Consider the following 23,296-nt stretch of genomic DNA (forward strand, 5'->3'; position numbering starts at 1 on the left):
CTGATTTTCTATGTTTTAGGCATTTTGCCAATTTTCTTGGTCTTCTTTAAATCGTTTTAGAAGGTCGAGTCCTTCTGGTGTGATGTAACCTTCTTCTTGGGCTAGATGAATCAATTCACTGTAGTTAGAAAGCGTCACAAGTTTGACACCTGCATCTGAGAAGTTCTTATCTGCTTTTGGCAATTGGTAACTGAAAATTGCTACTACACCAAGCACATCTGCTCCTTCTCGCTTGGCTGCGGCTACGGCTTCAAGAACAGAACCACCTGTTGAAATAAGATCTTCAACCACTACCATTTTTTGACCTTGATTTACCCGACCTTCGATTTGATTACCAGCACCGTGGTCTTTTGGTTTGCTACGGATGTAGGCAAATGGCAGATTCATCTTATCAGCAATGATGGCTCCGTGAGGAATCCCTGCTGTCGCAGTTCCTGCAATCACCTCAACCTCAGGAAATGCTTCTTTGATAGCATCCACAAAACCATTTTCAATTAAGTTACGAGTTTCTGGATAGGCTAGTGTCACACGATTATCAGTGTAAATCGGTGACTTGATACCAGATGCCCAAGTGAAAGGCTCCTCTGGTTTGAGGTAAACTGCTTGAATTTTCAAGAGGTGGCTAGCGATATCTTTAGCAAGTGTCATGGTCTTCTCCTTTTGTTTTTCTAATCTAGTTCTTTAATTCCAGTCCTGTGTCCATTCATCCTTGATGGCATGATAAGCTGCAACAGGATTCTCAGCTTGGGTAATGGGACGTCCCACTACGATATAGTCACTACCGATTTGATAGGCATCAGCAGGTGTCATCACGCGTTTTTGGTCTCCAACTGCAGCACCTGCTGGACGAATGCCCGGTGTCAGACAGATAAAATCTGGATTGGTGGCCTGCTTGATGAGTTGCACTTCCTGAGCCGAGCAAACAACACCATCTAATCCCGCTTCAGCCGTCTTCTTGGCATAATGAATCACTGACTCCTGCAGACTGGTTTGGATATTTTGAAAATCCTTCATCTGAGCTTCTGAGGTTGATGTGAGCTGAGTGACAGCGATCAATTTGGCTTGACTTCCAAGACCTTCACGCGCAGCCTTCATCATCTCTACACCACCAGCTGCATGAACATTGGTCATATCCACACCAAGCTGAGACAAAACCTTCATGGCTGACTTGACTGTATTGGGAATGTCATGAAGTTTAAGATCAAGAAAGACGCTATGTCCCAAGTTTTTTAAATAGGAAATAATCTCAGGCCCCGTTGCGTAATAAAGCTCCATCCCTACCTTTAGATAAAGGCTTTCTTCTACTGGGAAAAGAGCTAAAAATTCCTTGACCGCCTCAAAACTAGGAAAATCAAGAGCAATAACTGGACGATGTTCTCGCATAGGTTTCTCCTTTTACCTTTGCTAGTGAGAGAGTCTGGCCACAAGAAGCCACGAAAAAAGGAACCTGCCAACAGCAAGGTTCCACGAAAAATGGGTAGTCTCCACCCTTTCACCGTCTAACCTTAGCTGCCTCTCTGGACTGCTTTAAAGGTTTTTTACTATTCTATTATTTCTACTAGCACTTGTCAAGTAAAAACATGGTCACTAAAGAGCTATAGAAAAAAAGCTAAACCTAGCGACGCGATGAACGCTGACTTGTTTGATTTCGATTGCTCTCTTCCTCCAATTTTTTCTTCTCTTCTTCCAATTTATTCTGCTGTTCTTCCAGTCTTTTCTTCTCTTCCTCTTTTTGTTTCTTCTCAGCTTCCTTGGCCTCTTGTTTGGCCTTTTCCTCAGCTTCCATAATTAATTTATCCGCCACAGTGTAACTGTAAATTCCAGCTTCCATGTCAATCACACTCGGTTCTGACAATTGTGGCTTAATCTTACTGTAATATGGCAGTTTCTTACTCATTTCAGAAAGGGGAACCAAAACTTCGTCCGAATCATTCATAGTCAATCGAATTAAATCTGATGTGACCTTGCTTGGGGCTAATTCCACCTTCTGGATAGCCGCCTTGAGTTCTGGACTAATTTGAGCAAGTTCTGACGTAAAGGTCTTGATTTGTTCGCTGTCATTAAAGAGAACTGATATATAAGTTTCTGGCAGACTCACCAAACTCACCGAACTGGTCTCAAGCTGACCGCTTGAAAGGATTGGATAATGACTTTCTCCAGAAACATAGTAGGCCACAATATCATATTCCTTAACCTTGATAGTAAACTTGGTTGGAAATTGATAGACAAGCTGAGCTGATTCAACCCAATAGTTAGACTTGATCTGCTCTTCATATTTTGCCTTGTCTAGCAGAAGGTTAATCGTATAATCCGAATCCTGAATGCCTGAAGCCTGTCGAATATCATCAGCTGTAGTTTGCACTGTTCCCTCAACACGAATATCCTTCATGGTCGCATAAGGGCTGAGCAAGTAGGCAGAGACAGCCAATAAAAGCAGACTGAGAAACAAAATCGAGATAGCCCGCCAGATATGAACTCCTGGAATTTTCGGTTTGACCGGTTTTTCCTTTACAGGCTTTTTCTCTGCCTTTTTCTCCCGTTTATCCTCTTTCTCTGTCTCTTTAGACTTTGATTTTTCTTTGGATATTTCTTTTTTGACGTCTTCTGACTCTTCTGCTTTTTCTTCAGTATCATCCTTAGCTGATTTTGGGTCTTTTGGATCAGATTCACTCTCCTGGTCCTCGGTTGCATCTGACTTTTCAGATTTCGAAGCCATTCGAGCTTGTCTTTCCTTTTCCTTCTCCTCAGCTAGGGCCGCCTCTTCTTCAGCCTTCTTTTTTAGATATTCCTGATTTCGTTTCTGCCATTCTGATAACTCTTTAAATTCTTCGAGGATTTCTTTGCCCTCTTTTTTCTTATCTTTTGACATTTACTTTCCTTATGATAAATCTTTTTTCAACAATTGATAAAAATCTGCTAGAGATTTCAATTCCTTAGAAACCTTCATCTTCGCTTGATAGTCTTCCTTGTGGCTTAGTAAGTGAGAAAGCTTCTCTTCTAAACTGTCCAAGGTCAAATCGCTTTCTTGAAGCTCTTCTGCATAGCCTTTTTTTACAAAGTAAGCCGCATTTTCAATCTGGTCTCCACGACTAGCTTCACGACCAAGTGGCACAATAACATGTAATTTTGCCATGGCTAAGAGCTCAAAAATCGTATTGGCACCACCACGTGTCACAACAATATCAGCCAATTCCATCAAGGGTTGATAGAGATTGGTCACATAGTCAACACGAAAGAGATTTTGGCTCAACTCATTCAGGCTAGAATCTCCAGTTAAATTGATAATATTGTAGCGCTCTGTCAGTTCTTTCTTATGGTCTGTCACCAATTGGTTAAAGACACGAGCGCCTGCAGAACCACCAACAAACAATACTGTTGGCAATTTGGGATTAAAGTGAGTTTGAATATCCACCAATTCATCGGGTTCCGGAGTGTTTTGGTCTGAAACCTTTGTCACTGCTCCCACATGCTCGACCTTAGCCAAACTTGAAGCTTGCTCAAAGGTTGAATACATCTTAGTTGCAAATTTATAGGCGATTTTATTGGCCAAGCCCATAGATAGGTCAGATTCGTGAATAAAGACAGGCACTCCTGATACACGCGCTGCGATCACAGGCGGCACAGAGACAAAGCCTCCCTTTGAAAAAAGGGCCTGTGGACGAAGTCGCAACATAATAAAGAGAGATTGGACAATTCCCCAACCAACTTTGAAGACATCCAGCATATTTTGCCAAGAGAAATAACGACGCAATTTTCCAGTCGCAATGGAGTGGAAGGTGACATCCAAACCTGACTTAAGGATTTCTTGGTGTTCGATACCACGCTTGTCCCCGATATAGTGGACTTCCCAGCCATCTTCGATGAACTTGGGCATCAACAAAAGGTTGAGAGTAACGTGTCCAACCGTCCCCCCACCTGTAAAGACAATTTTTTTCATATTATTCCTTTAACTCCGCTACTGTGTCGATAAAGAGGTCGCCACGTACTTCAAAGTTAGCATACATATCCCAGCTGGCATTGGCAGGACTGAGAAGGACTACATCTCCTTGAGTTGCAAGCTCGTAAGCCTTGCGGGTCGCATCTGCAATATCAGTCGCATCCACATATGCCACACCAGCCTTGTCTGCTGCCCGTTTAACACGTTCTGCAGACTGACCGAGGATGACCATCTTCTTGAGTCCAGTAATGTCTGGAACCAATTCGTCAAACTCATTACCACGGTCCAAACCACCTGCAATCAAGACGACCTTGCTGTTGTCAAATCCTGACAAGGCTTTTTGAGTTGCTAAGATATTGGTTGACTTGCTATCATTATAAAATTTGACACCCTTGATTTCATCCACAAATTGGAGACGGTGTTTGACACCACCAAAGGCTGAAAGAGTTTCTTTGATGGTTTGGTTGTCCACACCACGAAGCTTGGCTACAGCAATCGTCGCAAGGGCATTTTCCACATTGTGGCTACCTGGAACTCCGATTTCATTCGCTGCCATGACCACTTCCCCACGGAAGTAGAGCTGACCATCTTCCAAATAAGCTCCATCAACCTTTTCCTGTGTTGAGAATGGTACAACTGTAGCTTGTGTTTTAGTAGCCAATTCTTTTGCCAAGTCTTGGTTAAAGTTCAAGACAAGGAAATCAGCCACTGTCATCTTGTTCTGGATATTCCACTTGGCTGCCACATATTCCTCAAAAGAACCATGATAATCGATATGAGTTGGCATGAGGTTGGTAATTACTGCAATCTCAGGATGGAATTCTTGAATGCCCATGAGTTGGAAAGAAGAAAGTTCCATGACAAGCGTATCCTTATCTGTCGCAGTTTGAGCCACTTGACTGGCTGGATAGCCGATATTTCCTGATAAAAGACCATGTTGACCAGCAGCAGTCAAAACGTCTCCAATCATAGTCGTTGTGGTTGTTTTACCATTTGAACCAGTAATACCAACAATCGGTGCTTCAGAAATCAAATAAGCCAATTCCACCTCAGTCAAGACTGGAATTCCCTTGGCCAAAGCTTTTTCAATCATGGGATTACTGTATGGAATACCTGGATTTTTCACCATAAGGGCAAACTCTTCATCCAAGAGTTCCAAAGGATGGCCACCTGTGATAACCTTGATCCCTTCTTCCAGCAAACTTTGGGCAGCTGGATTGTCCTCGAATGGTTTCCCATCATTTACCGTCACAATGGCACCAAGCTTGTCCAACAAACGAGCTGCAGATTCACCAGACTTGGCCAAACCTAAAACAAGGACTTTCTTATTTTTAAATTGATCTATTACTTTCATATCTCGAACTCCATTTCTACTCTTACTATTTTACCATTTTTATGGAAATAAAAAAGCCACAAAGTGTGTTTGTGACTCTTTCTTCTAACTGAATTTTACCTTATCATCTATGTGATAAATCGGTAACTCTAATGACTTGGTCCACTTGCTCCCAAATCAGAGGATTGTGGGTCGCAATAATAATAGTTCGATTCGGATTTTTTAAAGATTCTAGGATAGAAAGTAATTCCTCAGAGTTTTTGGGGTCTAAAGAAGCGGTTGGTTCATCTGCGAGGATCAAAGGTGGATCCTTTAAAATTATCTTCGCTAGTGCAACACGTTGTGCTTCTCCTCCTGATAATTCAAAGATAGGTTGCTTTAAATCTAAATAAGAGAGGTTGACACGGTTTAGAGCTTGTTTCATCAAAGAGATTTTCTCTTTTTCTTTCAACTTTTTACCAACTAAACCCAGATTGAGGTTCTCTTTGACGGTTTGGCTTTCAATTAAGCCAAAATCTTGAAATAAGTATCCCAAGTAATCTCTAAAGAAAACAGAAGGCTTGATGTCCTTAAGAGAAGTACCATCATAGATGATTTGCCCTTTATCATATGGCTCTAATCGCCCAATCATATTCAAGAGTGTTGTCTTACCACAGCCACTTGTCCCAATTAAGGCATAAATTTTCCCACCTTCAAAATGAAGATTCGTATCTGAAAATAGCTGACGGCTTCCAAATTTTTTAGATATATTCTTTAGTTCAATCATCCTATTTTCCTTTCATAATTGTCATAGAAACACGAGATTCTTTCTGCGCTTGACGGTAAAGCGTCAAAACTGCACTAGCTAGAAAGACTAATAAAGTGAGCAAGCCAATCACCAAGTCTCGACTGCTTAAAATAAAGAGACTAGCACCAAATACAAAACTGGCAAATTGACTAACCATATACTGAGCATGTGTTTCAAAAAATCGTAAACCTGAAATTCGTTTAATCAAGATATCTCGGCGGAATTGCTCGAAATATAGAAGATTGACAGAATAAAAGAGTAACAAGGAACTAGCTATTCCAACAATAGCCCCTAGGATTAAAGTTGCTGTTTCAGTTTGAACTTCATTATAACGAGTTAGATAAACACTTCTTCCTTCTTTAAGGTAGGATACTTGCTCATAAATTCCAGCTTTCTTCAAGAGTTCTAGCCCACTCTCATATCCTTTGATAAAGAGTTGTTTTCCAGCATTGATAGACCAACTAGATTTGGAAATGATACTATCACCTGTAGATGTTGGAGTAAATACAACTAAAATCGGATCAGTCAAATACTGAGTGGATACGGGATTCTCACCGTTATTATAAACAAACCGCTTTTCTCCAGTTGGAAGATAGCTAACAATCGCTCTCATTTCATACTCTAAAGGAGCACTTGCCTCCTCACCAGATTTTCCATAATAACTCAATCTTTCTTCAAAAACTTTCTTAAGTTCTGCTTCTCGAGAGCGCAAATGTTCTGGTAATAAGAGTCCAAATTCCCCTTTTTGAAGATGGGCTAGTTTCTGTCTAGTCTCACCATTTACAGATACATTTTCCTTGTCCAAATAACTTGGACTGACATAGAGAACATTAGCATCTGGACTATAGGTATCCAGTGTCTCTCCCTGTTCACTTTTTCCTTGAGGATTTGCAAAATGAATGAGATTATCTTTTACAAATAGAGCCTGTTCTTTTTCAACTGCTTCTTTGGAAAATTCATACCACTTATTCTGATTTTCTGTATCTTTTACTCTATCACCTAAGCCAAAGGAAATCTGGTAATAGTCTGCTCTGTCCTGCCATGCTTGTTTTGAAATTTCAAGTTCTTTCAATCGTTGGTAAGACGTCAAACCTGTCTTAACAGCGTAGCCTACTGTAAAAACAGCTACTAACTGACACAATAGGGTTAAAGCCATCAAGCGTTTAAGGGGTAATCTGCCCTTGATAACGGGAACTAATGCTTTGTAACTCAAACTCATTAGATAAAGAAGCATTAGTAAAATTGAAATCGCCAATAAAAACAACAGATAGAAACTAATCCCAAAACCATAGGTGGCTAACAAGATAGGATAAAACAAACCTTGACTAAAAAGAACGACTCCCCCACCTAGGAAGGAAAGGAGGGCTGATAGAAGGAGCCATTTGATATCAGTAGATAAAGAATGCCCCATGATGGATAAGAGAGTCTGACCAGAAAAGAGTTTTATACCTGCTGCTCTCATTTCCTTAATCCGAGTAATAATCACCAGAGCAAAGAAAGATAAGCCAAATATTGCTAAACTAATTAAAATAAGGGGAATTAGTAACATTCTAAAAGCAAGAGTATAGGGCGGTGTCTTTCGGTCAGGAATTGCTTTATAACCCAAATCTCCTAATTTATCGGCAAGCTTTTCTTTCGTCAAGGAGCCTGACAAAAGGAGATAACTATTTAGTGGATCACTACGTTCACGACTTTCTTGACTAGCTTCTTGGAATTCTTTTGGTAAAGTTCCCTGACCATAAGTTGCATAAGTAAAGTGAGTCGTCCCATCCTTACTCGGCTCTACAATTCTCCTAGCTATTAAACTCTGTTCAGAGTTTACAAACTTCTCCAATTCCTGTTCAAATACCTCACGCGTCGGCTCTTGAGTATCTTTTTTGACACGAAGTAAGGAGACGGAATCATAGCTTGCATATAAATATTGTGGCGCACGTAAGACAATAATCCAAGCAAGAAAGAAGCTGAGAAAAAAAGTTGATAATAATATGAATAGTTTCTTCATAGTAGACTCCTTGTATAAGAGAATAACCCTATAGAACAAAGATTGAATGTTTTATCAATTCTTAGAATTATTTTCCTAGTTTAATCAATCACACCCTGAACAACAAGACAATAATACTCTTCAAAAATCAAATTCAAACCGCGTCAACGTCGCCTTGCCGTACTCAAGTACAGCCTGCGGCTAGTTTCCTAGTTTGCTCTTTGATTTTCATTGAGTATAAATTTAATCCTTCCTCGTTTTGAAAACGATTTCTTTTTACTTAAGTATATCACTTTTTATATAATCTATCAACATATCTTACTAAGATATCATTAGTAATGAAGTTTTATAATTTCCTAAAAAATAGAAGACATTAGAGGATTTTATTCCAGTTTTCGCCTTCATACTTTACAAGCAAAAGAGATGATGTTATAGTAAAAGGCAATTCAAACTATTGTCAAATTTCTACAAAAAAAGAGAGCCAAAGCTCTCTTTTTATCTTCTTTTGTTTTTACTAACCGACATGAGGGTAATATCTCGCAAGCTAAAGTATGCTAGGAAGAGCATGGCGATTGCGATAAAGAATTCTGTCGGTAGCTGAAAGATTTGCAGAACAGACAGCATCAGCAAAATCAAGAGTGCTACGAAAGCAAAGACGACAAGGACGATATTGACTGTCCCTTTAATGCTTTCTGGTGTCGCAAATACATAGAGTAGTAATAAGAGGAGTCCTATGATTAAATAAACCATCTTTATCTCTTTCTAGCTCTTATTCAGCTGATTTTTTCTTCTTGTTAGCTTTCTCACGCTCTGCCTTGTTAAGGATTTGTTTACGCAAACGGATAGACTCAGGCGTTACTTCCATGTACTCATCGTCGTTCAAGAACTCAAGAGACTCTTCAAGGGTCAAGATACGAGGTGTCTTGATAACAGCTGTTTGGTCCTTAGTAGCTGAACGAACGTTGGTCATTTGTTTCGCCTTAGTGATGTTAACTGTCAAGTCGTTCTCACGAGAGTTTTCACCGATGATCATTCCTTCGTAAACCTCAGTACCTGGGTTGACAAAGATCGTACCACGTTCTTCGATAGACATGATTGAGTAAGTTGTAGCCTTACCAGCATCGATAGAAACAAGGGCACCACGGTGACGACCACCAATTTCACCTGGAATCAATGGCAAGTATTGGTCGAAGGTATGGTTCATGATACCGTAACCACGAGTCATTGACAAGAACTCAGTTGAGTAACCGATCAACCCACGCGCTGGAACAAGGAAGACCAAACGAGTTTGACCATTACCAGTTGAAATCATATCCAACATTTCACCCTTACGTTCAGAAAGGCTTTGGATAACAGAACCTTGGTATTCTTCTGGAGTGTCGATTTGAACACGTTCAAATGGTTCACACTTAACACCGTCAATTTCTTTTACGATAACTTCTGGACGAGATACTTGAAGTTCATAACCCTCACGACGCATTGTTTCGATAAGGATTGACAAGTGCAATTCTCCACGTCCTGAAACAGTCCATTTATCTGGTGAATCAGTTGGGTCAACACGGAGGGAAACGTCTGTTTGCAATTCTGCCTGCAAGCGTTCTTCTACCTTACGAGAAGTTACCCATTTACCTTCTTTACCAGCAAATGGTGAGTTGTTGACCAAGAAAGTCATTTGAAGAGTTGGCTCATCGATGTGTAGGATTGGAAGAGCTTCTACTGCATCTGTCGGAGTAATAGTTTCACCGACAAAGATATCTTCCATACCTGAAACGGCAATCAAGTCACCTGCTTTGGCTTCTTGGATTTCACGACGTTCCAAACCAAAGAAACCGAAGAGTTTTGTAACACGGAAGTTTTTAGTTGTGCCGTCAAGTTTAGAAAGGGTAACTTGGTCCCCAACCTTAACTGTACCACGGAAGACACGACCAATACCGATACGACCAACGAAGTCATTGTAGTCCAAAAGTGACACTTGGAACTGCAAAGGCTCATCTGAGTTATCTACTGGAGCTGGGATATGGTCGATAATTGTGTCAAAGATTGGTGCCATAGTCGCTTCTTGGTCAGCTGGATCATCTGACAATGAAGAAGTTCCGTTAATAGCTGAAGCATACACCACTGGGAAATCAAGCTGGTCGTCATCTGCACCAAGCTCGATGAAAAGTTCCAATACTTCATCCACTACTTCCGCTGGACGAGCTGATGGCTTATCGATTTTGTTAACAACCACGATTGGGACAAGGTCTTGCTCCAAAGCTTTTTTCAATACGAAACGAGTTTGTGGCATGGTTCCTTCGTAGGCATCTACGACCAAGACAACACCGTCAACCATTTTCATGATACGCTCAACTTCTCCACCAAAGTCTGCGTGTCCTGGTGTGTCCATGATATTGATACGAGTTCCGTTATAGGCAACGGCTGTATTTTTAGCAAGGATGGTAATTCCACGCTCTTTTTCGATATCGTTTGAGTCCATAGCACGTTCTGCCAATTCAGTACGTGCATCAAGCGTTTCTGATTGTTTCAATAATTCGTCAACGAGGGTTGTTTTACCGTGGTCAACGTGGGCGATAATCGCAATGTTACGGATATCTTCTCTTAATTTTGTCATGATTTCCTCTATAATATTCAAAATTTATTTTCTAACTGAACGATTATACCATAATTTCAAGTAAATAACATAATTCAAGCAAGTGTAAATGTTTTCACTCCGCTTTTCTTTTCACGTCAAGCCTTTTCAAAGCAAGCGACTTATGATAAGATAGGCACAGTATGCGTTTAGATAATTTATTAGCTCAAGAAAAAATCAGCCGAAAGGCCATGAAGCAAGCCTTACTCAAAGGGGACATTCTCGTCGATGGTCGCCCAGCCCTCTCCCTAGCCCAAAATATCGATACAGGTATACAAGAACTCCTTTTTCAGGACCAAATCATTCAAGGCTATGAGCACACCTACCTTATGCTTCATAAACCTGCTGGTGTCGTTACAGCCAATAAAGACAGGGAACTTCCAACTGTCATGGACCTGCTGTCACCTGACATCCAGTCTGACAAGCTCTATGCAGTCGGCCGACTGGACCGAGATACGACAGGACTCCTCCTCTTGACCGATAACGGTCCCTTGGGCTTTCAACTCCTCCATCCCCAATATCATGTCGATAAGACTTATCGAGTTGAGGTTAATGGACTTCTGACACCTGACCATATCCAAGCCTTTCAAAAGGGAATTGTCTTTTTAGATGGCACTATCTGTAAACCTGCAAGACTAGAGATTCTATCTGCAAGTCCTTCCTTAAGTCAAGCCTCCATCACCATTTCAGAAGGAAAATTTCATCAGGTTAAGAAAATGTTTCTCTCGGTTGGTGTCAAAGTGACCTCCCTCAAAAGAATTCAGTTCGGTGAGTTTACATTAGATCCAGAACTAGCAGAAGGTCAATACCGTCCCTTGAACCAAGAGGAATTGAAAATCATTAAAAACTACTTAGAGAAAAGTGGATAAAACAAAAAAGCTTTCAAATAAAGCTTTTTTATTTTACACTACTTAATTCATAAAAAGAATCAATCCTAAAACCCAATTAATTACGGAAACTACAATCCCTACAATAGCTATAATTTTTTCTGTTTTATAGTCTAGTCCAGATTCTTTTTGAAGTGAGTTAGCATACAATAAACTGGTAATACCTAAACCAATACCTCCCAACGGAAATAACAAACCAAGAATAATCGACAAGATACCCACAAAAAGTGGATTTTTCTTCTTTTCTTTCATGTTCTAAGAACTCCTTAAATTTTATACAAATTAATTATACTACAAAACAATAGCTTCATCCCATCATTCGACTAATTTGAAAATAAGGTTAGCTAGTCTTGACTTTCCCTTTCCAAGAATCCAAGCCATAAGAAAGGATATAAATCTCAGAAAAGCCTTGTTTTTTCAAGTAAAGAGCTGCATTTGTAACTCGTTGCGCACGTTGGTTTTCGTAGAGAAGGACCGGTTTATCTTTACGAAGGGCTGCAAGACTCGTCTTCAACTGACTTGAAGGAATATTGCGGGCCCCAAGGATATGCTTTCTGTGGAATTCTGCTGGATCACGCAAATCAATCAATTGACCCGTACGAATCAAGGCTTCAAACTCCTCATTGTCTACAATTTTAGCCGCACGGCGAATACGAAGATAGTTAAAGCCCATCCATGCCAACATTGCCAGTATAAGTGCCCACAAAATCCAAGTAACCATTAGTTCTTTTCTCCATTTTTCTCAATATAATCCAATTCTACCTTGTGCTCTCTGCGTAGAACCGCTTCTGCCTCTAGATAGTCTAATTTGTCCATCAACCCTGCATCGTAAATCCGAGAGAGTTCCAACTTCATCAGTTCAATATCATATAAGCGTTTTCCCATGTAAACAATAATACCAAATCGTTTGAGGAATTGCTGCACATCATAGAATGTTTTCATAAGACTCATTCTAGCAAAATTTTGTGTTTTTTTCAAGAAGAGACTCACACAAGAAGTATCACAGAATTTAAAAAAGCTGCATCTTCTGCAACTTTTTAATCTGGTGGAAAATAACCCAACTGCTCAGCGATGTGAATCGCCTCCTGCCTGTTAGCCACTCCTAATTTTGAAAAGATATTGGCCAGGTGATTGGAAACTGTACGTTTACTCACATAGACCTTGTCACAGACATCATCAATAGTCAAGCCATTTCTAACCAGTTCTAGTATCTCGATTTCTCGTGGTGTTAGCACCTCTACCATCACTTCATCTGAAAAGATCTTACCTCCTAGATAAATCTTTTCCAGTTTTTTCACCAACTCATCTGGATCCATACTTTTATCTAGAAATCCATAAGCCCCCATAGCTTTAGCTCGGTGTTCATACATCTTTTTGCTGTAACCTGTCAAAATCACAACCTTACTAGAACAACCATTGTCGATAATCTCTTGTGCCAAGGTCAGCCCATCAGCTTGATACAGACTCGTCAGGTTGATATCAATCAAAATAATGTCGTAGTCATTAAAAGCAATCTCCGAAATAGTCGAAAAATTATCTACTAACTGGACCTTTTTAATGTTTTCCGATAACTCTAAAATCATCTTGATACTTTGGCTAAATAATTTATGATCATCAATTAACAAAATTTTCATAACACAACTCCTTATCAATCGGGAGAGTAATTTCTACACGAAATCTCTTATTATTTTCAAAAATCTGCATTTGACCACCTAAAACACTAATTTTATTAGACATATTTTTCAAGCCATAACCTAAGGATTTTTCTGTTTGAAGGCAGTCATTTTCAGAAATGATAAAAATAGTGTCATCATGTACATCAATCTTCAAAGAAATCGTTCCACCACTAGCGTACTTAACGGCATTGGTCGCCAACTCCTCAACCAGACGATAGGCAATTTTATCGTAAGGAGATAAAAGCCTAAAGTGGGCAGGAAACTGTGTGACGACTTCATTTTCTGCGTGATAGCGCTTGACAATCCGATTAATCAGCCCTTGATACTGTATGTCTAACTGCTCGTCTGTTTCTACCATTGGCTGATAATAATCCATCCGCTCACGAATCCGCTGAACCAACTCCTCTGTCACCAGATTGATCTGTTCACCAAAAGCTTGATTGCTACTATATTTATTAAAATTTTTTATCGCCATCACATTTTGCAGGATTTCATTGTGAAGAAATTCGGAGAACTGTTGTTCTGTGTCTTCATTTGCCAGCAGACTTTTCACCATACGGTTACGCTTTAAAAAGAGAACTTTTACATAATCCCTAGCATCTAGCATTTCAGCAGAACGAAAAAGGCGAATCAATTCTTCCGAACAAATCCCGAACAATAGTAACATGATATTCAATACCAAAAAGCTCGTGTTTAAGTCTAAATGAAAGATGATGAAAATGCCTACTAACAAAAACATAATCAGTAAAAACAAGCGTGAAAAAGCTTTTATATAGGACAACTTCAACTCTACTACCTTTTTCTGAAGAGAGTTAATAATTGTTTTGAGATGCAAAAAAGCAAGTATTCCAATAATCTCAAGATACCAGACTAGGTTCATCACTCCTGCGCCCCTCGTATTGATATACAAAAAGAAATAAGAAAGAGGCAATATTAAAGCTAATATCCACAAATTTCGTCTCTGATACTTGAGTCTACTTTTCAACTCTTTATGATATAAAATCAGTAAAATCAAGGGAACAAGGTTTAAAAAGAAAGACGCAAACAAGGACAGAAATAGAAAAATTGAAGGACTTAACAGATACGAACTAATGGTGATTAGTGTCAACACAAAGGACACACTCAACAGTTCTTCTCCTATTTTCTCACCCAGAAAGATAATAGACAGAGAACTATACACCAATAAAAAAGAGTTGAGCGGATGAAGAATATCAAAGAAGTGCAACAGGGTGCTCGCAACTCCTTGATTAAATATGGATTGCCAGCTAATAAGAAACATCATCAGAAGCAACCAAAGTTTCAACTCACTGTACCGAAAGGTCACAATATTACAAATATAACTAAATGCAATTAAAGCAATAATCAGCAATAAAACCATCTGCAAGGAAAAATCTGTCGAAAAGTCCAGAGGAATCCTATAATAAATATAAATCATTAAAGCTAGATGATTAAAAATCGTCAACCACCACAATAAAAGTGAGTTTTTCGAGAGCGATTTGACAAACTGTTTCATATGTATCCACTTCCTGAACTACTTTAATATCATTATAACACAATACCAGAATTGTCGGATAGGCAACTCTGGTATTTGACTTAATTTTCAATAATTTCCCAACTTACTCTGTAAGTCACTAGCAGGTAAAGGACAAAGAGTAAGACCGCTACTCCCAGATAGGTGATATCTATAGAAATGCTGGTATTAGCGAAATTCTCAAAATAGCCCAAAAGAGCGGTACTCAAGGCAAATGCTAGCGGACCTGCGATGACCAGCGGAACCAAGAAATAACTTAGAATCTGTTGCAAAAGAATAAAGCGATTTTGCTTTCTCTTGTTCCCAAGAAGGTATAAGATTTGATAATCATTGACACTATCCAAAGCGCTTGTAGAAGTTTGAAGGGACAAGATACTGAGGGAAATAATGATAAAAATAACACTGACAAAAATCATGACAAAGACAATGACGCCCATAAATCCAAGATAAATCTCAAAAATTCTTCCTTTCGTTTGATAGACGAACGAATTCAACTCTTCTCCATCACGAGTGAAGTAGTATTTTTCAATCCACTGACTCAAGAATGTTTCTACTTCCCGTTTGTCTATATTTTCCTTGAAATTGGCAACATAGGTCGTGTGGTCTTCCGTCAATCCAACTACTACCTTATCTGGTACAATCAAGGTTCCTGAGTCATTTGTAGTTACTGAAGATAAAAAGTAAACTGTTTCAAGTGGCTTTGAAGAGGCAAGGTTGAGAGAACGACCGTTAATCATGAAGGTTTTGGTCGTTGATAGAAAGTCCTGGATCTGCTTGGCAGTTCCTTTATAATTGGCATTGACTAGAAATTGGTCTTCTGACAAGTCAACCGCTTTTTTCCCTTGCAGTTTGCGGAGATGATTGTAGGCAGAAATTCCTAAAATCGGTACTTTTGATTCAGGAAGTTTCTTATCATGATCCCAGAGATTGCTAGTATCAATCAAATCTTTATAAGTTAAATCACTAGAATAGATAGGGCAGCTGTACTCCTCTTTGATGAGGTTAAAGTCAAAGCCATCGGCTTTCAATCTGTCTTTGACAGATTCCTGAGAAAATTGAAACTCTTTACCACGGTAGAGATTGACAGTTACATCATAAGGTGAGTATTTGTTCAGCTCTCGGTTCATAGTCGTATAGGCACTACCACTAAAAACGAGTAAGCTGAGAGCCAGTGTCAAGGTCAAGGATAAGACAGCCAACGTGACCGAATTACTATCAGCTTGTTTTGAAAATTGACGGATTTTAAAAGTGTTTAGTTTGTTATAGTAAGTTTGAGGCAGTTTTCTAAGGGAAATCAAGACAAAATGGCTTAAAGTATTGTAAAACAAAATCACAAAAATCACGAAGACAGATACCAGCAAGATACCCCAGCTTTTCAAGAATGATAGATGGTGATAGTCTGAAAAATAGAGAGCACCAAAACCGATAACAGCTGTCGAAAGAATAAAGAGAAGTGCTTGAAGAACTGGCTTGCCTTTTGCCAAGACAGATTTCTTGACCCCATTTTCTTGAATGAGTGCAATGATATTTTTCTTTCTAAAGGTAAGAATGTCCATGACACCAACAATAAAACTGGTTACCAAATAGGAATAAACTAGTAAGATAACAGACTTGCTATCAAAGAAAAGCATACTACCAAAGTAATTGGCCATAAAAAATTCAGATGCAATCTTAGCTAGAATGACCAGTAAGATCAATCCAAGCAAGAAACCTAGAATCAAGGAAAAGATATTGACCAGCATGGTTTCAAAGAACAGGGTACGGATAATCTGCTTCTTCTTCATTCCCAGCGTTGCATAAAGTCCCAGCTCTTTCTTGCGCCGTCCCAGCACAAAATTTGTGGCGTAAACGATGAGAAAGGCAATCGCCGATAGAATCAGATAGGAAAGCAAGCCCATGTACTGGCTCATCACCGTCGTCAACATTTCCTTTGCCCCTGATAAACTTTGCATCACTGGATGGCTTGGTAAAGCATTAAAAGCGTAGAGCAAGCTATAAATCAATGTCAGACTGAAAAAATAGATGGTATAAGTCTGTAAATTTCGGAATACATTTCGTAAAATCAATTTTGGATACATACTCTCACCCTCCTATCTGGTACGACTGTAAATCTCTTGCAAATACTGTTCATTAGATAAGCTGTTACGTTCCAAATCATCCATAATCTTTCCATCTCTAAGTAGCACCATCCGTGAAGAGTACTTTGCTGCGGCAGGGTCATGCGTAACCAGTAAAATGGTAATACCAAAACTTTTATTGATTTCCTGCAAAAGTACCATCAGTTTTTCAGAATTGGCAGAGTCCAAGGCTCCTGTCGGCTCATCTGCGATAATCAGTTTAGAATCATCAATCAAGGCTCTAGCAGTTGCCACGCGTTGTCGCTGACCACCTGATAACTGATTAGGAAACTTATCTTTTAAGTTTTGGATGGCCAACTTATCCAAAATTTCCTCAATCTTATCCTGATGTTTTTTGATATTTTTCCCCTGAATTTGAAGAGGTAGAACAATATTTTCATAGACCGTCAAGGTTTCCACCAAGTTGTAGGCTTGGAAAATATAGGAAATGTTTTTAGCACGATAGTCAGCTAGTTCATTTTCCTTGGCATGGATGATGTCAAAATCTTCAAATCGAATCTCACCTGACGTTGGTTTATCAATCGTTGAAATACAGTTGAGGAGTGTTGTTTTTCCACTACCACTGGCACCCATAATTGCCAGAAATTCACCTTTTTCAACGGACAAGTTCACATCTAATAAAGCATGAACGATATTATCCCCTTGACCAAATGTTTTCGTTAATCCTGTTACAATAAGCTGTTTCATAATTTCATTCCTCCGTTTATTTATTACTCTCTTATTATACGGTTCCTTTCAATGTTTGGCATGAGTATTTTGTGCAATATATTCAAGTAATAAAAAAACCGATGCCTTTTTCAGGTATCGGTCGATGTTGATTATTTGCGATCGTTTCTTTTTTTCATAAAGTAAACAATCCCTATGACAACAACTCCTAAGACCAGTACAGGTGCATAGAATTCTAGTGTTCCAATAATTCCTTCCATTTTATCCTCCTGTCAAAAAATAGAGAGTTTTATTCATAGCGCACGTTTGACGAAATACATTCATAAGAATATGCAAACCACCAAGCACAGCGCCCCTGTGCTGTTAATCTAACAGCCGTACCCTAACCCAGCAGCAGATTTTCCATCCAATTCTTGGCTATTAATTTCCACAATCCAAAGAATCAATCTCAAAGTTGTCTTGTTCTATTTGTATTTCTCCCCGTAAATATAACACCAAATCAAAATGTTGTCAATATTTTGTAATAAAACACTAGAATTTTCCTTTTGTTTTATCTAACAGCGAACATCATTTCTCGTACACTCATAGTAATAGGTGAAACACAATCCACAGAGACCTGCTAGTGTCATTTTAAAAGCTGTGTACCACTAGCTTCTGATTGCCCGGAAAGTTCTTGCTTTTCAACCTCAAAACTTAGAGAATCAATCTCTGAACGATTTGTATTTTTAGCAATAAAGTTGCCTCCTTCCTTCTTTTGGATGATCATCTTTACAATAACTAGTATAAACTCTAGTATTGGATAAGTAATGAGTAAATCGTGCAAATTTCTTATTTTCGAAGAAAATTTTTATAGTGCCCAATTAAAAAACAGCTAAACAATACCTTGCTCAGCTACTTTTTTAACTTATTTACTATGATTTAGAAGTTTCTTCTTAACTACTTTACAGAGACTCACACAATGCACCTGATTTTCCTATCTTCTTTGGCGATTCTGACGCAAGTGTGGTACAATAAAAACATGAGAATTCAACAATTACACTATATTATCAAAATCGTCGAAACTGGCTCCATGAATGAGGCAGCCAAGCAACTCTTTATCACCCAGCCAAGTCTTTCCAATGCTGTGAGAGATTTGGAAAATGAAATGGGCATTGAAATCTTTATCCGCAATCCCAAGGGCATCACCTTGACCCGTGATGGGATGGAGTTCCTCTCTTATGCCCGTCAGGTTGTCGAGCAGACTCAGCTTCTGGAGGAACGCTATAAAAATCCTGTCGCCCACCGCGAACTCTTTAGCGTTTCGTCTCAACACTATGCCTTTGTGGTCAATGCCTTTGTCTCTTTGCTCAAGAAAAGCGATATGGAGAAATACGAGCTCTTCCTTCGTGAAACTCGTACTTGGGAAATTATCGACGACGTCAAGAACTTCCGCAGTGAGGTCGGTGTCCTATTTTTGAACAGCTACAACCGTGATGTTTTAACCAAGATGCTGGATGACAATCACCTGCTGGCTCACCATCTCTTCACAGCCCAGCCCCATATCTTTGTCAGCAAGACCAATCCTCTAGCAAAAAAAGACAAGGTCAAACTGTCTGATTTAGAAAACTTCCCTTATCTCAGCTATGACCAAGGGACGCACAACTCCTTCTACTTCTCAGAGGAGATTCTTTCCCAAGAGCATCACAAGAAATCTATTGTGGTTAGTGACCGTGCCACCCTCTTTAATCTCTTGATTGGTCTGGACGGATACACGATTGCGACAGGGATTTTGAACAGCAACCTCAACGGAGACAATATCGTTTCTATCCCACTGGACATTGATGACCCTATCGAGCTGGTCTATATCCAGCATGAAAAAACTAGCCTATCTAAGATGGGCGAACGCTTTATCGACTATCTCCTAGAAGAAGTCCAGTTTGATAGTTGATACTCTTCAAAAATCTCTTCAAGCCACGTCAGCTTCGTCTTAGATTATATATGTGACTGACTTCGTCAGTCTTATCTACAACCTCAAAGCACTGCTTTGAGCAACCTACGGCTAGCTTCCTAGTTTGCTCTTTGATTGTCATTTAGTATGAGAATATCTCTAAATCGAATAAGCTAAAAACCTCAAGAACTAGCTTTCAATCCTAGTTCTTGAGGTTTTTTTCTCCAGTAGTAAATCAAAAGGTTTTTATAAAATCTTATTTTTTAAACCAAAATATAGATAAGATTAAAACAAGGACAAGTCCAGCTCCAACAACCAGTCCAAATACTGGAATGCTCCTAAATAGTTTTTGCTCTGGCTGTGTCTTCTCACTACTGTCTTGAGTTGATTCTGCCACTGTATCACCTTGTTTCGCCACGTCTTGTTCTGCTTTTTTCTCTATTTTCTTAGGACCATAATTTGGATTTACAAAGGCTACTTGTTTAGTCGGTTTGGAGTAGTCTTCTGCTCCTTCTTTGACTCGCTATGACACAGAATATAAAGTCCGTCCCTCCAATACCATTCCTAAATCAATTCGCTCACCAGGAGGCAAACCTCCACCTAAACCGACACTAAAAGCAAACGCTTGCCCCTCCTGATTATCTTTTAAGACAATAAATCCGTTCTCACTCACTTTTTTAAGACGAGATAACTTCCCTATAATATCTCCATCTTTAAAGGTTCCAGTGTAGCTTCCATCCTCTCCCAAAATAAGTGTTGAAGCTCTACCAGGCTTAGTACCATTATTTGGCTCCTTATTAATCCAAATACCTACCAACTCAGATGGCAAAGGAATTTCATCTCCAATTTTAGCATCGACAAAGTACTTGGGCATAGGGGGATTAGGATCCATATTATCTCCAATAATCGGGAGATTTAGAGAAGTATATTCAATAGCTGAGGTATCTATCTTTGTTTTAGAGTCAAGGTTTAATTCATCTAAGTCACCTTCTCCTGCTCTAAATTCACTTTTTTTAATTAACGTTGGCTCCTTATTTTCTTTAGAAAGTTGGAACAATCTATATGACATAATCCCTGGAGAACTTTCGAACACTATAATACTGCCATCTGTGTAGGTATTAATAACTGTCCCCATTCTAAGACTTGTATCCCAAAATCTATCAAATAAGGGAGTTGGAGTATTACCATTCATATAATATACTTCAAACAGTTCCCATTTTTCACCATTAGTTAGACCGATTAATAACTCATCCGTCCCATTTTTATCAATATCCATCAAAGCGTAACCAAGTCTATTTGCATTATTTTCAAATAGCTGTTTACTCTCCCACTTCTCAGTAATTTGTGGCAATAGTTGGTTGTAGTCAGTACTGTCAGCTTGGGCTGACTTCACAAATGAAAATAGGCCGCAAAATAAATACAAACAGGTAATTATTTTTATAATTTTCTTCATATTATTTCTAATTTTAATTTCACCTATATAAATTAATAAATATTATTTTGATGGTAATGGTTATGCGTGTGATAATGATTTTCTTGGACATGTAAATTTCTCAAGTAATCAACTGCTTCTTCTGTATTTCTACGGATTCCATCTAACTGCTGTAATTGTAACGTTTGAACATAATTGTTATATCTTAATGCTTGAAGCATTTTCTTAGTATCAATATATTGTTCCCTTTGTAACTGTAGCATTTCTTTCTGATAGTTCAACTGTAATTCTTTATACTTTGTTTCATCATATAAATTTACAAGTTCCTTCATATTATCAGCTTTGAAATTTTCTAAAGCTCCGATAAAAAACTCTATAGCTTCTATGAAATAGTAATCTTTGGGATACCATCCACTACCAAAAGCCACTAGAGCTCCTGCAGCCTCTTGCATCTCTATTTCACACTGCTGTTGCTCTTCCTTAATTTCTTTTTCACGTTTAATCTGTCTATCATAATCAGACTGTCTCATACCTGAATTTTTAATAAGTTGTTTATTATCATCATCAATTAGCGTATTAATAAAGTCAACCCATTTAGGATACCAAATCTCACCTAAAATAGAAGTTTATAAAAACAGTCTAGGTTTCTTGTCGTCAAGAAAACATGGAATAAATCTATAAAATGATTAATTCATCGATGTCTAGGAATTATGTTTGGACAGGTTAGAGATGCACAGATTTAGCTCAAAAGATTGATAGTGACTGGAACAGTTTTTTTAATTGTTATTAGATTTAAAAGCTAAAATAACTCGTTTGGATTTGGCGTTGGATGATTATAATGCTGTTGTTGATTTTGAAAAGATAGAACGTAAATTAAAATCTGGTGATTATCGTTCATCTAAGAAGAGCTACAATGTCATCAAAGAATTTTATTTGATACTTTATTTGTTTATTTTTTTTCTTCTACAATTTTACCATCTGCTTTATCAAAGTTTATTACATTTCCTTTAGAAACTTCGGTAATGAGTAAATCTCCAGAAGAAACGAGGCTGGAAGTGTATCCAATATATCCGGCATAGTATTTATCACGAATTTGTCCATTAGTTAGAGATACGTAAGTAAGATAATCTGGTTTATTTTCGTAAAAAAATAATTTTATTTCTTCTTCTGTAGTGTTATTCCCTGATGAATCTGTGTTTACCTTGGCTGTAACTTTATCGATTTCAAAAGTTTTTTTTGATCTTTCTTCAGCTAATTTTTTAACTTCATTGATGTTTTTGCCTACAACATCATCCATATAAAGCTCTACGGCTGCACCAACAGTTCCCCCGCCTATTTCGTAACCGTTCAGTTTTCCGCCTTTTGTAATATAGACGTAGTTTACTCTTTCATCTTTTCCAGGTAGTGAATCATGATTAGAATCGATCACACTATAGAAAACTCTTTCTTGATTGTCGTTCATTAACTGAGCAATACCTTTTCCTTTTGTATCCATAGATGATGAACAAGCTGCTAAACCGACACTAGAAAGTAGTGCGCCTAAGATAAGTAAAGTATTTCTTTTTTTCATAAGAGACTCCTAAATATTATTTATTTTTCCATAAAAGTATAACAGTTATTGTACAAATATTGTTATGATTTTTTATTAATTCCAAAATTTCCACCATTTTTTAGATGTTTCTATTAGTTTAGTATCACGATTATAGATTATTTGCTGAAGATTGGATATCTGCATATCTTTGCCTCATCATTTTCTCTATTTTGTTAGATGAATTACTTTCTAATAATACTGATTTCTCTTCCACTTCATTCTCCATCTTTTTTCTATTTTATTAAAAAATCTGCTATTACCAGTACATTCATCCCAACTACTACTGAAAAGAAGTTATTTAATCAATCCGTTTACTAGTAGATTTAGCACCTTTTATAATCATAATCGCCGCAAAAACATTTATCAAAACACAGATAAAATATAGAATAGCTCCGTAACCTAATTGTGCTCTACCAACTATTTCATTCAAGAATGTAAAATGAATAAACAAACTAAATGCACTTAATAAAATAATGACAAGTGACTGAATAATTGCTATTACTCTTCTATTTACTATAAATAAAGATAATAATAAAGTGATTACAAATGCACCGTACCAAACAATAAATACCATAAATTGGGAAGGCGCATTTAGATAATCAACTACGTACTCACTTACCGGAGCTAGTGATTGATTACCTGATGTAACAACAGGCAATAAGAAAGTAATTAGGCCAACCAAGCTAGCTAGAGTTATTAATTTTTTAAATTTCATTTGATATTCTCCCTATATACAATATACAATTTCTTACCCCAGTAACTTTTAGGGTACTGAGGTAAG

24 protein-coding genes are annotated in these 23,296 nt (G+C 38.2%); 2 read left to right on the forward strand and 22 right to left on the reverse strand.

From position 1 onward, the window contains the following. Positions 1-15: 15 nt before the first annotated feature. From pyrE to typA, 9 genes are all read right to left on the reverse strand, one after another. Positions 16-648: an orotate phosphoribosyltransferase gene (pyrE, locus tag TZ90_RS05910; protein ID WP_045611980.1), complete on the reverse strand. Its 633-nt coding sequence runs from the start codon at positions 646-648 to the stop codon at positions 16-18. A 33-nt stretch (positions 649-681) separates the two neighbouring features. Then, on the reverse strand, positions 682-1,383 hold the full coding sequence (pyrF, locus tag TZ90_RS05915) for an orotidine-5'-phosphate decarboxylase (protein WP_045611982.1): 702 nt from the start codon (positions 1,381-1,383) through the stop codon (positions 682-684). Between the two features lie 232 nt (positions 1,384-1,615). Then, positions 1,616-2,869 carry a cell division protein FtsQ/DivIB gene (locus TZ90_RS05920; protein WP_045611983.1) on the reverse strand — a complete coding sequence of 418 codons (1,254 nt, stop codon included), beginning with the start codon at positions 2,867-2,869 and terminating at the stop codon, positions 1,616-1,618. Between the two features lie 9 nt (positions 2,870-2,878). Next, positions 2,879-3,937: a UDP-N-acetylglucosamine--N-acetylmuramyl-(pentapeptide) pyrophosphoryl-undecaprenol N-acetylglucosamine transferase gene (locus TZ90_RS05925; RefSeq protein ID WP_045611985.1), complete on the reverse strand. Its 1,059-nt coding sequence runs from the start codon at positions 3,935-3,937 to the stop codon at positions 2,879-2,881. Between the two features lies 1 nt (position 3,938). Beyond that, positions 3,939-5,291, reverse strand: coding sequence for a UDP-N-acetylmuramoyl-L-alanine--D-glutamate ligase (gene murD, locus TZ90_RS05930; RefSeq protein ID WP_045611986.1), 1,353 nt, complete (start codon positions 5,289-5,291; stop codon positions 3,939-3,941). A 103-nt stretch (positions 5,292-5,394) separates the two neighbouring features. After that, a complete protein-coding gene (locus tag TZ90_RS05935) occupies positions 5,395-6,036 on the reverse strand; it encodes an ABC transporter ATP-binding protein (protein WP_000571283.1) in 642 nt (213 codons plus the stop codon). A 1-nt stretch (position 6,037) separates the two neighbouring features. After that, a complete protein-coding gene (locus TZ90_RS05940) occupies positions 6,038-8,059 on the reverse strand; it encodes a bacteriocin-associated integral membrane family protein (protein WP_045611988.1) in 2,022 nt (673 codons plus the stop codon). Positions 8,060-8,533: 474 nt separating this feature from the next. Next, positions 8,534-8,788: a DUF3165 family protein gene (locus TZ90_RS05945; RefSeq protein ID WP_000262672.1), complete on the reverse strand. Its 255-nt coding sequence runs from the start codon at positions 8,786-8,788 to the stop codon at positions 8,534-8,536. A 19-nt stretch (positions 8,789-8,807) separates the two neighbouring features. Continuing rightward, positions 8,808-10,649: a translational GTPase TypA gene (typA, locus tag TZ90_RS05950; protein ID WP_000164111.1), complete on the reverse strand. Its 1,842-nt coding sequence runs from the start codon at positions 10,647-10,649 to the stop codon at positions 8,808-8,810. Between the two features lie 161 nt (positions 10,650-10,810). Here typA and TZ90_RS05955 point away from each other — a divergent pair, with 161 nt between their 5' ends. Then, a complete protein-coding gene (locus TZ90_RS05955) occupies positions 10,811-11,536 on the forward strand; it encodes a 16S rRNA pseudouridine(516) synthase (protein ID WP_045611990.1) in 726 nt (241 codons plus the stop codon). Between the two features lie 42 nt (positions 11,537-11,578). Here the strand turns inward: TZ90_RS05955 and TZ90_RS05960 are convergent, their stop codons facing one another. From TZ90_RS05960 to TZ90_RS10255, 8 genes are all read right to left on the reverse strand, one after another. Then, positions 11,579-11,806 (reverse strand): hypothetical protein, encoded by a 228-nt coding sequence (locus TZ90_RS05960; protein WP_000660081.1) that lies wholly within the window; start codon positions 11,804-11,806, stop codon positions 11,579-11,581. Between the two features lie 88 nt (positions 11,807-11,894). After that, positions 11,895-12,275, reverse strand: a complete 381-nt coding sequence (locus tag TZ90_RS05965) for a rhodanese-like domain-containing protein (protein ID WP_000259256.1) — start codon at positions 12,273-12,275, stop codon at positions 11,895-11,897. After that, positions 12,275-12,544 (reverse strand): YqgQ family protein, encoded by a 270-nt coding sequence (locus tag TZ90_RS05970; protein ID WP_000051787.1) that lies wholly within the window; start codon positions 12,542-12,544, stop codon positions 12,275-12,277. Before TZ90_RS05970 ends, TZ90_RS05965 begins: the two co-directional genes overlap by 1 nt. A gap of 47 nt (positions 12,545-12,591) precedes the next feature. After that, complete coding sequence (locus tag TZ90_RS05975) at positions 12,592-13,188, reverse strand: response regulator transcription factor (RefSeq protein WP_000698194.1); 597 nt, start codon at positions 13,186-13,188, stop codon at positions 12,592-12,594. Next, positions 13,169-14,743, reverse strand: coding sequence for a sensor histidine kinase (locus TZ90_RS05980; protein WP_045611992.1), 1,575 nt, complete (start codon positions 14,741-14,743; stop codon positions 13,169-13,171). The genes TZ90_RS05975 and TZ90_RS05980 overlap by 20 nt, the downstream gene beginning before the upstream one ends. 80 nt (positions 14,744-14,823) lie before the next feature. Beyond that, on the reverse strand, positions 14,824-16,839 hold the full coding sequence (locus tag TZ90_RS05985; protein ID WP_045611993.1) for an FtsX-like permease family protein: 2,016 nt from the start codon (positions 16,837-16,839) through the stop codon (positions 14,824-14,826). A 12-nt stretch (positions 16,840-16,851) separates the two neighbouring features. Beyond that, positions 16,852-17,586 carry an ABC transporter ATP-binding protein gene (locus TZ90_RS05990; protein WP_045611995.1) on the reverse strand — a complete coding sequence of 245 codons (735 nt, stop codon included), beginning with the start codon at positions 17,584-17,586 and terminating at the stop codon, positions 16,852-16,854. A gap of 131 nt (positions 17,587-17,717) precedes the next feature. Continuing rightward, the gene (locus TZ90_RS10255) at positions 17,718-17,825 is read right to left on the reverse strand and encodes a QVPTGV class sortase B protein-sorting domain-containing protein (protein WP_004256158.1); all 108 of its coding nucleotides are present in this window, start codon (positions 17,823-17,825) and stop codon (positions 17,718-17,720) included. 758 nt (positions 17,826-18,583) lie between these two features. Between TZ90_RS10255 and TZ90_RS05995 the strand changes: the two genes are divergently transcribed. Continuing rightward, positions 18,584-19,492, forward strand: coding sequence for a LysR family transcriptional regulator (locus TZ90_RS05995; RefSeq protein ID WP_001222592.1), 909 nt, complete (start codon positions 18,584-18,586; stop codon positions 19,490-19,492). 256 nt (positions 19,493-19,748) lie between these two features. Here the strand turns inward: TZ90_RS05995 and TZ90_RS10535 are convergent, their stop codons facing one another. The 5 genes from TZ90_RS10535 to TZ90_RS06015 all read right to left on the reverse strand — a co-directional run bounded on the left by TZ90_RS10535 (position 19,749) and on the right by TZ90_RS06015 (position 23,230). Beyond that, positions 19,749-19,910 (reverse strand): hypothetical protein, encoded by a 162-nt coding sequence (locus tag TZ90_RS10535; protein ID WP_235285511.1) that lies wholly within the window; start codon positions 19,908-19,910, stop codon positions 19,749-19,751. Positions 19,911-20,015: 105 nt separating this feature from the next. After that, positions 20,016-20,945 (reverse strand): hypothetical protein, encoded by a 930-nt coding sequence (locus TZ90_RS06000; protein ID WP_235285512.1) that lies wholly within the window; start codon positions 20,943-20,945, stop codon positions 20,016-20,018. 32 nt (positions 20,946-20,977) lie between these two features. Continuing rightward, entirely contained in the window at positions 20,978-21,454 is a 477-nt protein-coding gene (locus TZ90_RS06005) for a hypothetical protein (protein ID WP_228112106.1), read from the reverse strand. 419 nt (positions 21,455-21,873) lie between these two features. Continuing rightward, entirely contained in the window at positions 21,874-22,494 is a 621-nt protein-coding gene (locus TZ90_RS06010; protein ID WP_045611997.1) for a hypothetical protein, read from the reverse strand. Between the two features lie 319 nt (positions 22,495-22,813). Continuing rightward, the gene (locus tag TZ90_RS06015) at positions 22,814-23,230 is read right to left on the reverse strand and encodes a hypothetical protein (RefSeq protein ID WP_045611998.1); all 417 of its coding nucleotides are present in this window, start codon (positions 23,228-23,230) and stop codon (positions 22,814-22,816) included. Positions 23,231-23,296 lie beyond the last annotated feature (66 nt).

This window comes from Streptococcus mitis, from assembly GCF_000960005.1.
GTDB classification, from domain to species: Bacteria; Bacillota; Bacilli; order Lactobacillales; family Streptococcaceae; genus Streptococcus; species Streptococcus mitis_CK.

Bases quoted from the DNA above. Each gene is read 5' to 3' on its own strand.
- pyrE (WP_045611980.1), bottom strand. From the start codon at position 648: ATGACACTTGCTAAAGATATCGCTAGCCACCTCTTGAAAATTCAAGCA.
- pyrF (WP_045611982.1), bottom strand. From the start codon at position 1,383: ATGCGAGAACATCGTCCAGTTATTGCTCTTGATTTTCCTAGTTTTGAG.
- TZ90_RS05920 (WP_045611983.1), bottom strand. From the start codon at position 2,869: ATGTCAAAAGATAAGAAAAAAGAGGGCAAAGAAATCCTCGAAGAATTT.
- TZ90_RS05925 (WP_045611985.1), bottom strand. From the start codon at position 3,937: ATGAAAAAAATTGTCTTTACAGGTGGGGGGACGGTTGGACACGTTACT.
- murD (WP_045611986.1), bottom strand. From the start codon at position 5,291: ATGAAAGTAATAGATCAATTTAAAAATAAGAAAGTCCTTGTTTTAGGT.
- TZ90_RS05935 (WP_000571283.1), bottom strand. From the start codon at position 6,036: ATGATTGAACTAAAGAATATATCTAAAAAATTTGGAAGCCGTCAGCTA.
- TZ90_RS05940 (WP_045611988.1), bottom strand. From the start codon at position 8,059: ATGAAGAAACTATTCATATTATTATCAACTTTTTTTCTCAGCTTCTTT.
- TZ90_RS05945 (WP_000262672.1), bottom strand. From the start codon at position 8,788: ATGGTTTATTTAATCATAGGACTCCTCTTATTACTACTCTATGTATTT.
- typA (WP_000164111.1), bottom strand. From the start codon at position 10,649: ATGACAAAATTAAGAGAAGATATCCGTAACATTGCGATTATCGCCCAC.
- TZ90_RS05955 (WP_045611990.1), top strand. From the start codon at position 10,811: ATGCGTTTAGATAATTTATTAGCTCAAGAAAAAATCAGCCGAAAGGCC.
- TZ90_RS05960 (WP_000660081.1), bottom strand. From the start codon at position 11,806: ATGAAAGAAAAGAAGAAAAATCCACTTTTTGTGGGTATCTTGTCGATT.
- TZ90_RS05965 (WP_000259256.1), bottom strand. From the start codon at position 12,275: ATGGTTACTTGGATTTTGTGGGCACTTATACTGGCAATGTTGGCATGG.
- TZ90_RS05975 (WP_000698194.1), bottom strand. From the start codon at position 13,188: ATGAAAATTTTGTTAATTGATGATCATAAATTATTTAGCCAAAGTATC.
- TZ90_RS05980 (WP_045611992.1), bottom strand. From the start codon at position 14,743: ATGAAACAGTTTGTCAAATCGCTCTCGAAAAACTCACTTTTATTGTGG.
- TZ90_RS05985 (WP_045611993.1), bottom strand. From the start codon at position 16,839: ATGTATCCAAAATTGATTTTACGAAATGTATTCCGAAATTTACAGACT.
- TZ90_RS05990 (WP_045611995.1), bottom strand. From the start codon at position 17,586: ATGAAACAGCTTATTGTAACAGGATTAACGAAAACATTTGGTCAAGGG.
- TZ90_RS10255 (WP_004256158.1), bottom strand. From the start codon at position 17,825: ATGGAAGGAATTATTGGAACACTAGAATTCTATGCACCTGTACTGGTC.
- TZ90_RS05995 (WP_001222592.1), top strand. From the start codon at position 18,584: ATGAGAATTCAACAATTACACTATATTATCAAAATCGTCGAAACTGGC.
- TZ90_RS06000 (WP_235285512.1), bottom strand. From the start codon at position 20,945: ATGAAGAAAATTATAAAAATAATTACCTGTTTGTATTTATTTTGCGGC.
- TZ90_RS06005 (WP_228112106.1), bottom strand. From the start codon at position 21,454: ATGAGACAGTCTGATTATGATAGACAGATTAAACGTGAAAAAGAAATT.
- TZ90_RS06010 (WP_045611997.1), bottom strand. From the start codon at position 22,494: ATGAAAAAAAGAAATACTTTACTTATCTTAGGCGCACTACTTTCTAGT.
- TZ90_RS06015 (WP_045611998.1), bottom strand. From the start codon at position 23,230: ATGAAATTTAAAAAATTAATAACTCTAGCTAGCTTGGTTGGCCTAATT.